Origin of the sequence: Jujubicoccus corallicola (genome assembly GCF_047345645.1) — a bacterium.
Classification (GTDB): domain Bacteria; phylum Pseudomonadota; class Alphaproteobacteria; order Rhodobacterales; family Rhodobacteraceae; genus JBLEFH01.
Map to the genome: position 1 here is coordinate 64,324 of NZ_JBLEFH010000007.1, position 13,294 is coordinate 77,617.

Annotated in this window: 18 protein-coding genes and 1 riboswitch; of the genes, 6 read left to right on the forward strand and 12 right to left on the reverse strand. The window is 63.4% G+C overall.

The genetic code is table 11. The annotated features are described in order from the left end of the window. Positions 1 to 5: 5 nt before the first annotated feature. Both gcvH and gcvT read right to left on the reverse strand, forming a co-directional pair. Positions 6 to 365, reverse strand: a complete 360-nt coding sequence (gene gcvH / locus ACMA5I_RS11240) for a glycine cleavage system protein GcvH (RefSeq protein WP_525886364.1) — start codon at positions 363 to 365, stop codon at positions 6 to 8. A gap of 12 nt (positions 366 to 377) precedes the next feature. Further along, complete coding sequence (gene gcvT / locus ACMA5I_RS11245) at positions 378 to 1,508, reverse strand: glycine cleavage system aminomethyltransferase GcvT (RefSeq protein ID WP_525886365.1); 1,131 nt, start codon at positions 1,506 to 1,508, stop codon at positions 378 to 380. A 108-nt stretch (positions 1,509 to 1,616) separates the two neighbouring features. Further along, positions 1,617 to 1,717, reverse strand: a riboswitch (glycine riboswitch). Between the two features lie 57 nt (positions 1,718 to 1,774). On the opposite strand from gcvT, the gene ACMA5I_RS11250 reads away from it, so the two are divergent. Then, a complete protein-coding gene (locus ACMA5I_RS11250) occupies positions 1,775 to 2,740 on the forward strand; it encodes a GT-B fold glycosyltransferase domain-containing protein (protein WP_525886366.1) in 966 nt (321 codons plus the stop codon). Between the two features lie 15 nt (positions 2,741 to 2,755). Here ACMA5I_RS11250 and ACMA5I_RS11255 read toward each other — a convergent pair whose 3' ends face one another. From ACMA5I_RS11255 to hisA, 3 genes are read right to left on the reverse strand one after another with little or no spacing between them, the layout of a single operon-like run. After that, a complete protein-coding gene (locus ACMA5I_RS11255; protein ID WP_525886367.1) occupies positions 2,756 to 3,073 on the reverse strand; it encodes a phosphoribosyl-ATP diphosphatase in 318 nt (105 codons plus the stop codon). After that, a complete protein-coding gene (hisF, locus tag ACMA5I_RS11260; RefSeq protein WP_525886368.1) occupies positions 3,070 to 3,828 on the reverse strand; it encodes an imidazole glycerol phosphate synthase subunit HisF in 759 nt (252 codons plus the stop codon). The genes ACMA5I_RS11255 and hisF overlap by 4 nt, the downstream gene beginning before the upstream one ends. Position 3,829: 1 nt before the next feature. Then, entirely contained in the window at positions 3,830 to 4,552 is a 723-nt protein-coding gene (gene hisA, locus ACMA5I_RS11265; protein ID WP_525886369.1) for a 1-(5-phosphoribosyl)-5-[(5-phosphoribosylamino)methylideneamino]imidazole-4-carboxamide isomerase, read from the reverse strand. A gap of 141 nt (positions 4,553 to 4,693) precedes the next feature. Between hisA and ACMA5I_RS11270 the strand changes: the two genes are divergently transcribed. Continuing rightward, entirely contained in the window at positions 4,694 to 5,077 is a 384-nt protein-coding gene (locus tag ACMA5I_RS11270; protein ID WP_525886370.1) for a DUF2147 domain-containing protein, read from the forward strand. An 88-nt stretch (positions 5,078 to 5,165) separates the two neighbouring features. Here ACMA5I_RS11270 and hisH read toward each other — a convergent pair whose 3' ends face one another. Continuing rightward, positions 5,166 to 5,798: an imidazole glycerol phosphate synthase subunit HisH gene (gene hisH, locus ACMA5I_RS11275; protein ID WP_525886371.1), complete on the reverse strand. Its 633-nt coding sequence runs from the start codon at positions 5,796 to 5,798 to the stop codon at positions 5,166 to 5,168. 17 nt (positions 5,799 to 5,815) lie between these two features. Further along, positions 5,816 to 6,400: an imidazoleglycerol-phosphate dehydratase HisB gene (gene hisB, locus ACMA5I_RS11280; RefSeq protein ID WP_525886372.1), complete on the reverse strand. Its 585-nt coding sequence runs from the start codon at positions 6,398 to 6,400 to the stop codon at positions 5,816 to 5,818. Between the two features lie 177 nt (positions 6,401 to 6,577). Between hisB and ACMA5I_RS11285 the strand changes: the two genes are divergently transcribed. Genes ACMA5I_RS11285 through ACMA5I_RS11300 form a run of 4 tightly spaced genes read left to right on the forward strand, consistent with a single transcriptional unit; the run spans position 6,578 to position 8,942 of the window. After that, positions 6,578 to 6,802 carry a twin-arginine translocase TatA/TatE family subunit gene (locus tag ACMA5I_RS11285; protein WP_525886373.1) on the forward strand — a complete coding sequence of 75 codons (225 nt, stop codon included), beginning with the start codon at positions 6,578 to 6,580 and terminating at the stop codon, positions 6,800 to 6,802. Between the two features lie 9 nt (positions 6,803 to 6,811). Next, positions 6,812 to 7,258, forward strand: coding sequence for a Sec-independent protein translocase protein TatB (tatB, locus tag ACMA5I_RS11290; protein ID WP_525886374.1), 447 nt, complete (start codon positions 6,812 to 6,814; stop codon positions 7,256 to 7,258). Beyond that, positions 7,255 to 8,097, forward strand: coding sequence for a twin-arginine translocase subunit TatC (tatC, locus tag ACMA5I_RS11295; RefSeq protein WP_525886375.1), 843 nt, complete (start codon positions 7,255 to 7,257; stop codon positions 8,095 to 8,097). Before tatB ends, tatC begins: the two co-directional genes overlap by 4 nt. A gap of 5 nt (positions 8,098 to 8,102) precedes the next feature. Next, complete coding sequence (locus tag ACMA5I_RS11300) at positions 8,103 to 8,942, forward strand: ATP-binding protein (protein WP_525886528.1); 840 nt, start codon at positions 8,103 to 8,105, stop codon at positions 8,940 to 8,942. Here the strand turns inward: ACMA5I_RS11300 and ACMA5I_RS11305 are convergent. From ACMA5I_RS11305 to serS, 5 genes are all read right to left on the reverse strand, one after another. Beyond that, complete coding sequence (locus ACMA5I_RS11305) at positions 8,926 to 9,330, reverse strand: VOC family protein (protein ID WP_525886376.1); 405 nt, start codon at positions 9,328 to 9,330, stop codon at positions 8,926 to 8,928. The two genes, ACMA5I_RS11300 and ACMA5I_RS11305, sit on opposite strands and share 17 nt — an antisense overlap. Positions 9,331 to 9,411: 81 nt before the next feature. Beyond that, positions 9,412 to 10,500: a peptidoglycan DD-metalloendopeptidase family protein gene (locus ACMA5I_RS11310; RefSeq protein ID WP_525886377.1), complete on the reverse strand. Its 1,089-nt coding sequence runs from the start codon at positions 10,498 to 10,500 to the stop codon at positions 9,412 to 9,414. After that, on the reverse strand, positions 10,497 to 11,147 hold the full coding sequence (locus ACMA5I_RS11315) for a protein-L-isoaspartate(D-aspartate) O-methyltransferase (protein ID WP_525886378.1): 651 nt from the start codon (positions 11,145 to 11,147) through the stop codon (positions 10,497 to 10,499). Before ACMA5I_RS11315 ends, ACMA5I_RS11310 begins: the two co-directional genes overlap by 4 nt. Further along, a complete protein-coding gene (gene surE, locus ACMA5I_RS11320) occupies positions 11,144 to 11,923 on the reverse strand; it encodes a 5'/3'-nucleotidase SurE (RefSeq protein WP_525886379.1) in 780 nt (259 codons plus the stop codon). Before surE ends, ACMA5I_RS11315 begins: the two co-directional genes overlap by 4 nt. Continuing rightward, positions 11,920 to 13,212, reverse strand: coding sequence for a serine--tRNA ligase (serS, locus tag ACMA5I_RS11325; protein WP_525886380.1), 1,293 nt, complete (start codon positions 13,210 to 13,212; stop codon positions 11,920 to 11,922). Before serS ends, surE begins: the two co-directional genes overlap by 4 nt. Positions 13,213 to 13,294 lie beyond the last annotated feature (82 nt).

The window sequence follows — 13,294 nt, forward strand, 5'->3', positions numbered from 1 at the left end:
CCCGCTTAACCAATCAGGTCTTTATAGGCCGCTTCGTCCATCAGCGCGTCGAACTCGGCGGTGTCGGCCAGCTTGATCTTGAAGAACCAGGTGCCGTTCGCGTCCTCATTCACGCCGCCGGGGGCATCGGCCAGCTCTTCATTGACTTCGGTGATCTCACCGGCGAGCGGCGCGGAAATGTCGGAGGCCGCCTTGACGCTCTCGATCACCACGATCTCGTCGCCCGCTTCAACCTCGCGGCCCGTCTCGGGCAGCTCGATAAAGACGATATCGCCGAGCTGTTCGGCCGCATGTTCGGTGATCCCGACCGTTGCGACATCGCCGTCGAGTTCCAGCCACTCATGTTCTTCTGTATATTTGCGCATCCCTGTTGCTCCTCAGCGTTTGTAATCGGGTGTGTGGAAAGGCAGATCGGCGACGGTGACGGGCAGGAATTTGCCGCGCACCTCGCCGTAAATCGTGGTGCCGGGGGCAGCGTGGCCCGCTTCGACATAGCCCATGGCGACCGGGTGGCCCATGGAGGGGCCGAAGCCGCCCGAGGTGATCTGGCCGATTGGCGTTTGCCCCTGATCATCGGCGTAAAGCGTGACGCCCTCGCGCATCGGGGCGCGGCCTTCGGGTTTGAGGCCGACGCGTTTCTCGGCGGGGGCGTTGTCGAATTCCGGCAGGATGATGCCCGCACCCGGAAAGCCGCCCTCGCGCGCGCCGCCGCTGCGGCGGATTTTCTGGATCGCCCAGGGCAGGGCGGCGGAGACGGGCGTGGTTTCCGGCGTCAGATCATGGCCGTAAAGGCACATCCCCGCCTCAAGGCGCAAACTGTCCCGCGCGCCAAGGCCGATGGGTTCCACCTCGTCCATCTCGATCAGTTTGCGGGCGATACTCTCCGCGTGATCGAGCGGGATCGAAATCTCGAACCCATCCTCGCCGGTATAGCCCGAGCGCGAGACGATACAGGCCGCGCCGTCCACATCCACATCGCGCACATCCATGAATGTCATCTCCGCCACCTCGGGCGCGAGCCGGGCGAGGGCTGTGGCCGCCGCAGGTCCCTGAAGCGCGACCAGGGCGCGGTCGAGCATTTCGGCATCACATTCTGCCAGCCCGGATGCCCGTTCGAAATCCGCGTCCTTGCAGGCGGCGTTGACCACCAAAAACAAATGATCCGCACGGCGGGCGACCATCAGATCGTCCTCGATCCCGCCATTCTCATTGGTGAAAAGCGCATAGCGCTGGCGGCCCTCTTTCAGCCCCAGCACATCGACCGGCACGAGCGTCTCCAGTGCCTTCGCCGCCGCCTCGACCCCGTCGGGATGCGTCAGGCGAATCTGTCCCATATGGCTGACATCGAACAGACCCGCCTTCTCGCGGCTGTGCAGATGCTCCTTCATCACGCCAAGCGGATATTGCACGGGCATTTCATAGCCCGCGAACGGGACCATCTTGCCCCCAAGCTCAACATGAAGATCATAAAGCGGTGTGCGGCGTAGATCGCCTGATGTGCTGGTCATAGTCGCGCCTCCCTCGGGGTGCTCCCCCGCAAAATGCGCCCCCCCTGTCCCTTTGCCTGAGATCGCTATCCCTTCGGCGGACGCATCAAAGCGCCTCTCTCCAGCTTTATGCCCTATGAGGTCCCTTTGGCCTGAGAGTTTCCGGGGGCGGTTGCTCCTTCGGCAGCGCGCGGCCCGGACAGGCGTTGCACTTCTCCCTCATAGTGGGCGCAAGCTAGCCGAAGCGCGGCGCAAAGAGCAAGGATTAATGACAGGGGCGGGGCAGGGTGGTAGCAAGTCTCATGGCGGATTATACGCTCCTTTGTGTCGCCCAGTCGGGACGGCTTGCCTATGAGGCCCTGATTTTCATGGCCTCCCTGCGCGCTGTGAGCGATCGGCCCGTGGTGATCGCCGAGCCGCAACCGGGGCCGGAATGGGACGAGGATCCGCGCCTCCCGCCCGAGATTCGCGCAGAGTTGGAAGAGATGGGGGCCGAGATCCGCCCCTTCACCGCCGCCCCCTTCGGCGCGCGCTATCCTTACGGCAACAAGATCCGCGCGCTCTCGGTGGTCGAGGGGCCGTTTCTCTTTCTCGACACGGACACGCTCTTTCTCACCGATCCCGCAAAACTCGATATCGACTTCACCCGCCCGTCAGCCTCCATGCGCCGCGAAGGGACATGGCCGAAGCCGGTCGCCTATAGCTATTCGGAGATCTGGGGCGCGCTCTACCGCAAATTCGATCTCGACTTCGTTTCCTCAATCAACCCGCGCTATGGCAGCGAGGACTGGCGGCGCTATCTCTATTTCAACGCCGGCTGGTTCTATGGGCCAAGCGGTGCGGTGTTCGGCGCGCTGATGGAGGACTACGCCACCGCCATCGAATCCACCCCGCCCGAGGAGATCGCGGAACAGGCGCTTTATCCATGGCTTGACCAGATCGTCCTGCCGCTCGTCATCCACAAACTCGGCGGCGGGCGCAGCGGCCCCGAAGGTCTCGACGGCAATGTCACCTGCCACTACCGCACCCTGCCGCTGCTCTATGCCCGCGAATGGGATGAGGTGGTCGAGGTGCTGGAACGGGTCACCGCGCCGAACCGGATCAAGAAATTGCTGAAAGCCTGGCCGCCCGCCCACCAGATGATCTATCGCGGCAAGGGCGCGGAGGTCCGCCGCCTCTTCGCGGGCGGTCTGCCGGAGGAAGAGCAAAGCATCCGCAAACGGATCAAGGCCGCGGGTCTGTGGATGCGGTGACTTTAAGGGTTGCGCCTAGTCCTTTGACCGCGCGGCCTTTTCCGCGTGGCCCGAAACACCTTCCCGGCGCTCCAGTTCCGCCAGAACATCGCCCCATGTGACGCCGCTCGCGGTCAGCATGACCTGCAAATGAAACAGCACATCGGCGGCTTCCTTATGCAGGCTCTCGGGCTCCGCCGTCGCCGCAATGATCGCCTCAACCGCTTCTTCCCCGAACTTCTCGGCACATTTGTTGCGGCCCTTGGCGAGCAAGCTGGCGGTGTAGCTCTCCCCCGCATCCGCGCCCGCGCGGGCCGCAATCGTGTCTGCCAGACGGTTCAGAACATCGCTCATAGACGCATCGGGATTCCCGCCTCCTGCATATAGTGTTTCGCCTCCGGGATCGTGTGCGTGCCGAAATGGAAGATCGAGGCCGCCAGCACCGCCGAGGCATGGCCCTCCGTCACCCCATCCACCAGATGCTGCAAATTGCCGACACCGCCGGACGCGATCACCGGGATCGGCACCGCATCGGCCACCGCCCGCGTCAGCGGCAGATTGAAGCCGGATTTCGTGCCGTCCTTGTCCATCGAGGTCAGCAGGATCTCCCCCGCACCGCGCCGCGCCATTTCCTTGGCGAAATCCACCGCATGGATGCCCGTCTCGCGGGTGCCGCCATGGGTATAGATCTGCCACGATCCATCCGGCGCGGTTTTGGCGTCGATTGCCACCACAATGCATTGATTGCCAAACTTATTCGCGCTCTCGCTGACCACCTCCGGGTCCGCCACTGCCGCCGAGTTGAAGCTGACCTTATCGGCCCCCGCCAGCAGAAGTTTGCGCACATCGCCCGCAGTGCGCACACCGCCGCCAATCGTCAGCGGCATGAAACAATGCTCCGCCGTGCGCGCCGCGAGATCGTAAATCGTCTCACGCGCCTCGATGCTCGCGGAAATGTCGAGAAAGCACAGCTCATCCGCGCCATCGCCGTCGTATTTTTTCGCAATTTCCACCGGGTCGCCCGCATCGACGAGCCCTTCGAAATTCACCCCCTTCACCACGCGGCCATTTTTCACGTCGAGACAGGGGATCAGACGGGTTTTCAGCATCTTAGCCTCTCAAATACGCGGTCGCATCGGCCACATTGAGCGCGCCATCGTAAAGCGCGCGGCCCGAGATCACGCCATTCAGCGGCGCGCCGCTCTCCTTCAGCGCCTTGAGATCGTCCATCGACGAGACCCCGCCCGAGGCAATTACCGGGATCGAGACAGCCCGCGCGAGATCCGCGGTCGCCTCCACATTCGGCCCCTGCATCGCGCCGTCGCGGTCAATATCGGTGTAGATGATCGCGGCGACCCCGGCATCCTCAAAGCGGCGCGCCAGATCGAGGGCGGACATATCCGTGACCTCGGCCCAGCCTTCCACCGCCACCATGCCGCCCTTGGCGTCGATCCCGACCGCCACCTGACCCGGAAACGCCTTGGCAGCCTCCTTCACCAAGTCCGGATCACGGACCGCAACCGTGCCCAGAATCACGCGGGCGAGGCCCTTTGCCAGCCACATCTCGATGGTCGCCAAATCGCGGATCCCGCCCCCGAGCTGGGTCGGCACCTTGGCGCTCGCCAGAATGTTATCGACGGCCCCGCCATTGACCGGAGACCCCGCAAAAGCGCCGTTCAGATCCACCAGATGCAGCCAGTCGCATCCCGCCTCCACAAAGGCCCGCGCCTGAGCCGCAGGATCGTCATTGAAAACAGTGGCTTGCTCCATATCGCCGCGCAGCAGGCGGACGCAGTTTCCATCTTTGAGATCAATGGCGGGATAGAGGATCATCGGCGGCTCTCCAATTGTTCACCGCCTGATAACCCGGCCATGCGAAAGATGCAAAACCCGCCGTGCGATTATCGCAACGTTAATATTGACGGATTAGGGCTTGGGCGGAACTCTTCTTGCGTGTCACAGGGAGGAAACGACATGAAAAAACTTCTGCTTGCGGCGGCGCTGGCCTTGCCGGGCGCGGCCTTCGCTCAGGATGTCAGCGGCATCTGGCAAACCGGAACCTCGGATGAGGGCGCCTATCTGCATGTGCAGATCGCCCCTTGCGCCGGCGCGACCGACCAGATCTGCGGCGTGATCACCAAAACGTTTAATTCGGACAACGACGTTTCGGGTAAAAACATCATATCGAACATGAAATCTGACGGCGGTGGCAATTATTCCGGCGGCACCATCTGGGCCCCCGATCAGGATAAGCGCTACGGCTCGAAAATGACCTTGTCGGGCAACAGCCTGAAGGTGTCGGGATGTGTCGCAGGCGGAATCATCTGCCGCAGTCAAACATGGTCGCGCGTGCAATAAGCCCCGGCCATTCCAGTTTGTAACCAGTGCAGGCACCCTTCGGGGTGCCTTGTACCGAGTGCCAGCCGGGTAATGCCGCTGATTGCCCTCAGGGCGTCCAGCGCAGGAAATTCCCGATCAGTTTGAGGCCGGTTTGCTGGCTCTTTTCCGGGTGGAACTGCACCCCGACCATATTGCCCTTCCCAACCATCGCCGTGACCTTCTGCCCGTAATCGACATGGGCGAGGCGGGTCGCAAGGCTTTCCGTCGCCATGTGATAGGAATGGACGAAATAGGCGTGATCGCCGCTCGCGATCCCCTCCAAGACCGGATGCGGCTGATCAATCTCCAGCGCGTTCCAGCCCATATGCGGGATTTTCAGATCGCCGCCGGGGGCGAGTTTGGTGACATGCCCGTCGATCCAGCCAAAGCCGAGCGTGTGGATGCCATGCTCATCGCCCGACGTCGCCATGAGCTGCATCCCGACGCAGATGCCGAGAAACGGCACCCCGGTTTCGACCCGCCGCAGCAGCGCTTCCAGAAGACCCGGCCGCGCTTCCAGCCCTTTTTTGCAATCGTGAAACGCGCCGACGCCGGGCAGAACGATCCGGCTCGCGCGCCAGAGATCCGCCGGGTCCGCGGAGACCTTCACATCCCCGCCGACCTCGCGCGCCATGCGCTGAAAACTTTTCTCCGCGCTGTGCAGATTGCCGCTGTCATAATCGACGATTACGCAGGTCATCGCTGTCTCCCTTGCGCTCAGAGCGCGCCTTTGGTGGACGGGATGCCGCTCGCGCGCGGATCGGTTTCGACGGCCTCGCGCAGCGCACGCGCCACGGCTTTGAACGCCGCCTCGCAGATGTGGTGACTGTTAAAACCGGAAAGCTGCGCGACATTGAGGGTGATCCCTCCATGGCTACAAAAAGCCGTGAAGAACTCGCGCACCAATTCGGTGTCGAAACTGCCGATTTTCTCGCTCGGGAATTGCATGTCCCACACCAGATAAGGCCGCCCCGAGAGATCCAGCGCAGCGCGCACGAGCGCCTCGTCCATCGGCAAAAGGCACGACCCATAGCGCCGGATCCCCGCCTTGTCGCCAATCGCCTCGCGCAGCGCCTGACCGAGCGCGATCCCCGTGTCCTCGACTGTGTGGTGATCGTCGATATGCAGATCCCCTTCGGCCCGCGCGGTGATGTCGATCATCGCGTGGCGGGCCAGTTGCTCCAGCATGTGATCGAAAAATCCGACCCCGGTGGCCACGTCATAGCGGCCCGTGCCGTCGAGATTGATCTCCACCTCGATCGCGGTTTCGGTGGTCTTGCGACTGATTTTCGCTGTTCTCATAAGGGGATCGAAGCTCCTTTGCACCGTCGGCACCGTTCTAGCCATTGGGCGCGGGCGAGACAAGCGCGGCGATCCCACGGCCCCCACCACCGCAAATCCCGTTTGAACCCGCCCGCGCAAGCGCCTAAATAGGGGGGAACGACGCGGCGCCATCCGGCGGCCAAGGGAGTAGGAATTATGCTGAACAATATCGGCCCCATGGGTCTTATCCTTATCGTGATCGTGGTGCTGGTCCTTTTCGGGCGCGGCAAGATCTCCGGCATGATGGGCGAAATGGGACGGGGCATCACGAGCTTCAAACAGGGCCTCAAGGAAGGCGATGAGGAGCAGAAAAAGACTATCGAAGCCGAGCGCGTGAGCGAGGCGGACGCGGCCAAAACCGAAGACAAAGACAAGGTTTAAGAGCCGCTCATGCCAGATATCGGCTTCTGGGAGCTGCTCGTGATCGGGGTTGTCGCCCTGATCGTGGTCGGCCCCGAGGATCTTCCCAAGATGTTTCGCGCCGTTGGCCAGTTCATGGGCAGGGCGCGGGCGATGGCGCGTGAGTTCACCAAGGCCATGGAAGACGCGGCTGATGACAGTGGTCTCAAGGGCGCGGCGGATGATCTCAAGTCGCTCAACCGGATGAAAGAGCTGGATCTGCGCAGCGAGGCCCGCAATTTCACCCGTGAAACGGTGATGGGCGGCCCGCCCGATCCGGGGCCGGTGGAGTACGGCGATGCGGGGGAGGCCAAGCCCGCCCCGAAGGCCGGGAAAACACCGGAAGGCGAGACGAAGCCGACCGCCGAGACAACGCCGCAGGCCGATGAACCGCCCGAGACAGGCACCCCCAAAGAGCCCGAGAAAGCCCAAGAATGACGGATGAGGATGACGAGCTGGCCGGCAGCGCCGCGCCGCTGATTGAACATCTGGCGGAGCTGCGCACGCGCATCATCTGGTCGCTGGTCGCCTTTATCGTGGCCATGCTGGCCTGTTTCACCGTGGCCGAACCGATCCTGCAATTCATCGCCGAACCGATTGGCGAGGTGCTGAAGGCGCGCGGCGAGGACCCGCGGCTGATCTTCACCGCCCCGCAGGAGAAATTCTTCGTGCTGGTGCGGATTTCCGTGCTGGCCGGGATCGGGATTTCCTCCCCCATCATCATGTATCAGATGTGGAGCTTTATTGCGCCCGGTCTCTACAAGACGGAAAAGAAGGCGTTTTTGCCCTTCATTCTCGCCTCGCCGCTGCTCTTTCTCGCGGGCGCGTCCTTTGCGCATTACATTGTGACCCCGATGGCGATGAATTTCTTCATCGGCTTTTCGGACGCGATCCCGGCGCTGGTCGATCTCGTCAAAACCGGCGATCCGGCGGTGGTGGAGGAGATCACCGAATCCGATGAACTCGCCACCGTCTTTCTCGGCTCCGTGCGCGAGTCGCTCGATCTGTCGCTCAAATTCATCTTCGCCTTCGGCCTCTGCTTCCAACTCCCCGTGCTCTTGACCCTTCTCGGCATGGCCGGGCTCGTCACCGCCGAAGCGCTGCAAAACACCCGCCGCTATGCGGTGGTCGGCATCCTCTTTCTCGCCGCGATCCTGACCCCGCCCGATGTGATCTCGCAAGTGATCCTCTTCGTGGTCGTCTACGGGCTTTACGAAATCTCGATCCAGCTCGTGCGCATCGTCCAGCGCCGCCGCGAAGCGGAGCTCGATCTGTGAGCGAGATGGAGCGTATCGCCGCCGCGCTGGAGCGCCTCGCGCCGCCCGCGCCGGAGGCCCCGGACTTCTCTGCGCCCGCTTTGGTGTGGCGTGACGGCGGGCTGCATGAGGCCCGCGCGATCGCCCATGTGGATCTGGACCTGCTCGTCGGCCTCGACCGCAACACCGAGACCCTGCTCGCCAACACCCGCCAATTCGCGCGCGGCCATATGGCCAACAACGCGCTGCTTTGGGGCGCGCGCGGCATGGGGAAAAGCTCGCTGGTCAAGGCGGTGTTCATGGCGAGCCGGGAGGAAGGCCCGCTCCGCCTCGTCGAAATTCCGCGCGAGGATCTGCCGCAAATCGGGCGTCTGCTCTCCATGCTGGCGGGCCGCGCCGAGCGCTTTCTGCTTTTCTGCGATGACCTTTCGTTCGACAAGGACGACAGCCATTACAAGAGCCTAAAGGCCATTCTTGACGGCGGCATCGAAGGCCGCCCGGATAATGTGCTGCTCTACGCCACCTCCAACCGCCGCCACCTCATGCCCCGCGACATGATCGAAAACGAGCGGCAATCCGGCATCCACCCGAGCGAGGCGGTGGAGGAAAAGCTGTCCCTTTCCGACCGTTTCGGCCTCTGGCTCGGCTTCTACCCGGCGGATCAGGACACGTACCTGAAAATCATCCGCGGCTATGTGGACCGGCTCGGCATCTCCATCACCGACGAAGCGCTGCGCGCCGAAGCCATCGAATGGAGCCAAACCCGCGGCGCCCGCTCAGGCCGCGTCGCCTGGCAATATATCTGCGATCTCGCGGGCCGGAACGGGATTGCACCGGGCACGCTCAACGCTATGGATAAATCGTAACCTCGCGGTTTCGGGCTTCGAAGTCGCGCAGCCGGCTCTCCAGATCCCCGCAATGCAACTCCAGTTTGTGGCCATCAGGATCAAGGAAATAGAGCGACGCGCCCTCGCTCTTATTGTCTTTCCATGTCTTTGCGGCTCGCGAGATTTTCTCCGCCATCGCGTCGTAATTCTCCGGCGAAATGTCGAAGGCGAGGTGGGAGTAATCCTGATGTGGACGCGAAGCGGCATGTGCGTCGAGAGAAAGGCAAAGCCATAAACCGGACGCGTCAAAATAGGCACCGCTGGCCCACGCGGCCCGAAGACGAAATCCCAGCACATCCCGATAGAAGGTGATGCTGCGGTCAAGATCCGTCACGGCAAGTGTGATGTGATTGAGGCCGGTTATCATGTTCGCTCCCACATAAAAACGCCGGGCGGTTGGCCCGGCGTTCTGGTTTTTGAATGGTCGCACCAGTTTTGAAACGGGCGATCAGAAATAGCCGGCCGGATCGACGCTCTGGGTGCCTTCGCGGACCTCGAAATGCAGGGACGGCGTTTCGCTCGGGGCGACCTTGGCGATGGTCTGGCCTTTGCTCACCTTGTCGCCTTTGGCGACCGACACGTCGCTGACGCGGGCATAGACGGTTAGCAGGTTGTCGGAGTGGCGCACGAGGACGATGGTGCCGTTTGCGCCGAGCGAGTTGGAGACCAGCACCACCTCGCCGCCGTCCGCCGCTTTGACGCCGGTGCCGGCGGGCACGGCGTAGTTCCAACCTGCGCTGCCGCCGCCCGTGGGCGAGCCGGAGACCGGGGCGGACATTTTGCCGCTGGCTGAGCTTTGCTCCAGATTCGGGCTCGCGGGAACATCCGCCTGTTCGATATCCTGCGGCAGCGGCTCGGATTGGGACGGCGGGGGCGTGACGGCGGTGCCATCGCCGGGACGGGAATTCGCGCCCGGAATGGTCAGGTTCTGGCCGACCCGGATCGCCATATCGGAGCCCAGATTGTTAGCCGAGCTGATCGACGCCGCGCTGACATTATAGCGCCGCGAGAGGCTGTAGACCGTATCGCCCGGCTGGACGGTGTGGCGCACAGGCGCGGTCGGGCTGTCGTTGATCGCGTCCTGCGCCTGATCTTCCATGCTTTGCTCCGGCGCGGGTGCGGGCAGGTTGCTCGGCGGTGCGGTGACCGGCTGAAGGCTCGGGGCGCGGCGCGGCAGGGCGATGATCTCGCCGACGCGCGGGCTGTAATTCATAGGCAGCGCGTTATATTGCGCGACCTCCGCCTCGCTCATGCCGACGCGCGCCGCCATGGAGCGGATGCTGTCGCCGGAGCGGGCCACCATCACATCGCGTTCGGGATAGGACACCACGCCCCGGCTGTCGGGGGTGCGCGCCTGCGCGGGCCTGACCGGCGCGGGATCGGTGATCTGCGGCAATTGCAGCTGCGGCATCTGAAGCTGCTGCCCCGGCTGACAGGCCGCGAGGCCAAGGATCAACGCTACGGGCGCAGCGCGCGTAATAATAGACCGCGATGTCATACCCCGTGACATCGTGATCTGGGGAAAGGGTTTGCTCATTCTCTGCTCTCCTCGTCTTCGGCCATTCCCTCAAGAAGCGGGACGAAGCGAACCTCGCCCAGTTCCTCATATTCGAGGCCGTTATCTGTTTTTAGCACTTTTACGATGGTCTGCACATAGTCACCAAGTCCGACCGGTATCACCATGATGCCACCCGTGGCGAGTTGTTCGGTTAAGGGGGGCGGCACATCCTCGGCGGCGGCGGTGACCATGATGCGGTCGAACGGGGCTTGGGCGGGCAGGCCCATGGTCCCGTCCGACGGCATGGCGGTGATGTTGCTGATGTTGAGTTTGGCGAAGCGCGCTTCGGCGACCGGGATCAGCGGTTTGTGGCGCTCCAGCGTGTAGACGCGCCGCGCGAGTCGGGCGAGGATCGCGGCCTGCCAGCCCGAACCTGTCCCGATTTCCAAGACCTTATGGCGGGGCTGCACATCGAGCGCCTGCGTCATCCGGCCAACCAGCGAGGGCTGGGAAATGGTTTGCCCGCGCGGGATCGGGAGCGGTGTGTCCTCCCAGGCCCGCGCCTTGAAGGTGCCTTCGACAAAGAGGTCGCGCGGCGTGCGTTCCATTGCATTGAGCACGCGGGAATTGGTCACGCCGCCGCCGCGCAGGGCCATCATGAGCTGGATGAGGCCCGTATTCGTCACTGCCCGAACGCCTCTTTGAGCGGGTCCAGCATGTCATGTGCCGTGAGATCCGCGCGGCAGGGCGTGACGGAGATGTAGCCATTCAGATTCGCCCAAGCGTCGCTGCCCTCTTCAGTCGGTTTGTGCTGAGGGCCGCCCGCGAGCCAGACAAATTCGCGCCGGTTGGGGGAGACGTAATGCTCCGCCGAGAAGGCGACATTCTGGCGGTAGCCTTGCGGCGCGATCATGGTGCCTTTGACGCCGCTCGCCGGGACCGGGGGGAAATTGACGTTGTAAAAGAGGTGATAGCGCTCGCCGCCCCATTGGTTCGCATCGAGGATTTTGCGGACCGTCTCGACCCCGAATTTCGCCGCCGGTTCGAAGCGGTTTTCCAACTCGCGGTTTTCCGGCCCGTAAAATTGCGAGAGCGCAATGGCCGGGACATGCTGGAGCGCGCCTTCCATGGCCGCGCCAAGCGTGCCGGAATAGACCGCGTTCTGCGCCGCATTGTTGCCCGCATTGACGCCCGAAAGGATGAGATCCGGCGGGTTGTCCTTCATCAGCTCGTGAATGCCGAGCAGCACGCAATCCGCCGGGGTGCCTGCGCCCGCAAAGCGGCGCGGGCCGATCCGCTCCAGCCGCACGGGGCTGGTGTAGGAAATGCAATGCCCGACGCCCGATTGCTCGAAAGCGGGCGCGATGGTCCAGACATCATCGCCGATCTCATGGGCAATCGCTTCGGCGATTTCGAGACCCGGCGCGGAGATGCCGTCGTCATTGGTGACCAAAATTCTCATTGCAGCGTTCCATCGGGTGCGAGGGTGGTTTTGCCCCCCAGATAGGGGTGGAGGACGGCGGGCAGGCTAACCGAGCCATCTTCGTTCTGATGGTTCTCAACCACCGCGATGAGGGCGCGGCCGACCGCGAGGCCCGAGCCGTTGAGGGTGTGGATGAATTGCGGTTTCGCGCCCTCGGCGGGGCGGTAGCGGCCATTCATGCGGCGCGCCTGAAAGGCCCGCGTGTTCGAGCAGGACGAGATTTCGCGGAACATATCCTGCCCCGGAAGCCACGCCTCGATGTCATAGGTGCGCGCGGCGCTGAAGCCCATATCGCCGGTCGAGAGGATCATGGTGCGGAAGGGGATGCCGAGTTTTTCCAGAATCCCTTCGGCGCATTTGGTCATGCGGGCCAGCTCCGCCTCGCTCTCCTCGGGCGTGCAGAGGGTGACCATTTCGACCTTTTCGAACTGGTGCTGGCGGAGAATCCCCGCCGTGTCCCGGCCCGCGCTTCCGGCTTCGGAGCGGAAACATTGGGTGAGGGCGGTCATCCGGCGGGGCAGGGCGCTGGCGTCCATGATCTCACCCGCGGCGAGATTGGTCAGCGGCACCTCGGCGGTTGGAACCAGCCACCAGCCGTTTTCCGTGCGGTAGCTATCCTCGGCGAATTTGGGAAGCTGGCCGGTACCGAGCATGGCCTCATCGCGGACGAGAACCGGCGTCCAAGTCTCGGTGAGGCCGTTTTCCTCCACCTGCGTGTCGATCATGAACTGCGCCAGCGCCCGGTTGAGCCGCGCCAGCCCGCCTTTCAGCACCATGAACCGCGCGCCCGAAAGTTTCGCGGCGGCGGCGAAATCGAGCCCGGCGGCGACCCCGGCGATCTCGTAATGCTCCTTGGGATCAAAGCCGAAATTGCGCGGATTGCCGACGCGGTTGACCTCGACATTATCCGCCTCATCCGCGCCGTCCGGCACCTCGGCGTCGGGGATGTTCGGAATTTCCATGAGGAGAGTCTGAAGCGCCGCATCCTCGGCTTTGGCTTCCTCTTCAAGCCGGGCGATCTCGGCTTTTTTCTCGCCCACAAGGGCGCGGAGACGTTCAAACTCCGCCTCATCGCCATTCGCCTTGGCCGCGCCGACCGCTTTGCTGGCCTGATTGCGCTCGGCCAGTGCCGTCTCCGCCGCCTGGATCTTGGCACGCCGCGCGGCATCGCGAGAGAGGATCAGATCCGCATGGGGCGCAACGCCGCGCCGTGCGAGCGCCGCGTCAAAAGCTTCGGGATGTTCGCGAATAGCGCGCAAATCATGCATGGAATTCTCTCGTCCTCTTGAATCTGTGCGCCCGTTATGGCGCAGAGCCGCGCCGAGATAAAGAGCCGCGCGCCCGCATCGC

Bases quoted from the DNA above. Each gene is read 5' to 3' on its own strand.
- surE (WP_525886379.1), bottom strand. From the start codon at position 11,923: ATGAGAATTTTGGTCACCAATGACGACGGCATCTCCGCGCCGGGTCTC.
- ACMA5I_RS11285 (WP_525886373.1), top strand. From the start codon at position 6,578: ATGCTGAACAATATCGGCCCCATGGGTCTTATCCTTATCGTGATCGTG.
- ACMA5I_RS11300 (WP_525886528.1), top strand. From the start codon at position 8,103: ATGGAGCGTATCGCCGCCGCGCTGGAGCGCCTCGCGCCGCCCGCGCCG.
- hisF (WP_525886368.1), bottom strand. From the start codon at position 3,828: ATGCTGAAAACCCGTCTGATCCCCTGTCTCGACGTGAAAAATGGCCGC.
- serS (WP_525886380.1), bottom strand. From the start codon at position 13,212: ATGCATGATTTGCGCGCTATTCGCGAACATCCCGAAGCTTTTGACGCG.
- tatB (WP_525886374.1), top strand. From the start codon at position 6,812: ATGCCAGATATCGGCTTCTGGGAGCTGCTCGTGATCGGGGTTGTCGCC.
- hisB (WP_525886372.1), bottom strand. From the start codon at position 6,400: ATGAGAACAGCGAAAATCAGTCGCAAGACCACCGAAACCGCGATCGAG.
- tatC (WP_525886375.1), top strand. From the start codon at position 7,255: ATGACGGATGAGGATGACGAGCTGGCCGGCAGCGCCGCGCCGCTGATT.
- ACMA5I_RS11255 (WP_525886367.1), bottom strand. From the start codon at position 3,073: ATGAGCGATGTTCTGAACCGTCTGGCAGACACGATTGCGGCCCGCGCG.
- gcvH (WP_525886364.1), bottom strand. From the start codon at position 365: ATGCGCAAATATACAGAAGAACATGAGTGGCTGGAACTCGACGGCGAT.
- ACMA5I_RS11270 (WP_525886370.1), top strand. From the start codon at position 4,694: ATGAAAAAACTTCTGCTTGCGGCGGCGCTGGCCTTGCCGGGCGCGGCC.
- gcvT (WP_525886365.1), bottom strand. From the start codon at position 1,508: ATGACCAGCACATCAGGCGATCTACGCCGCACACCGCTTTATGATCTT.
- hisH (WP_525886371.1), bottom strand. From the start codon at position 5,798: ATGACCTGCGTAATCGTCGATTATGACAGCGGCAATCTGCACAGCGCG.
- ACMA5I_RS11310 (WP_525886377.1), bottom strand. From the start codon at position 10,500: ATGAGCAAACCCTTTCCCCAGATCACGATGTCACGGGGTATGACATCG.
- hisA (WP_525886369.1), bottom strand. From the start codon at position 4,552: ATGATCCTCTATCCCGCCATTGATCTCAAAGATGGAAACTGCGTCCGC.
- ACMA5I_RS11305 (WP_525886376.1), bottom strand. From the start codon at position 9,330: ATGATAACCGGCCTCAATCACATCACACTTGCCGTGACGGATCTTGAC.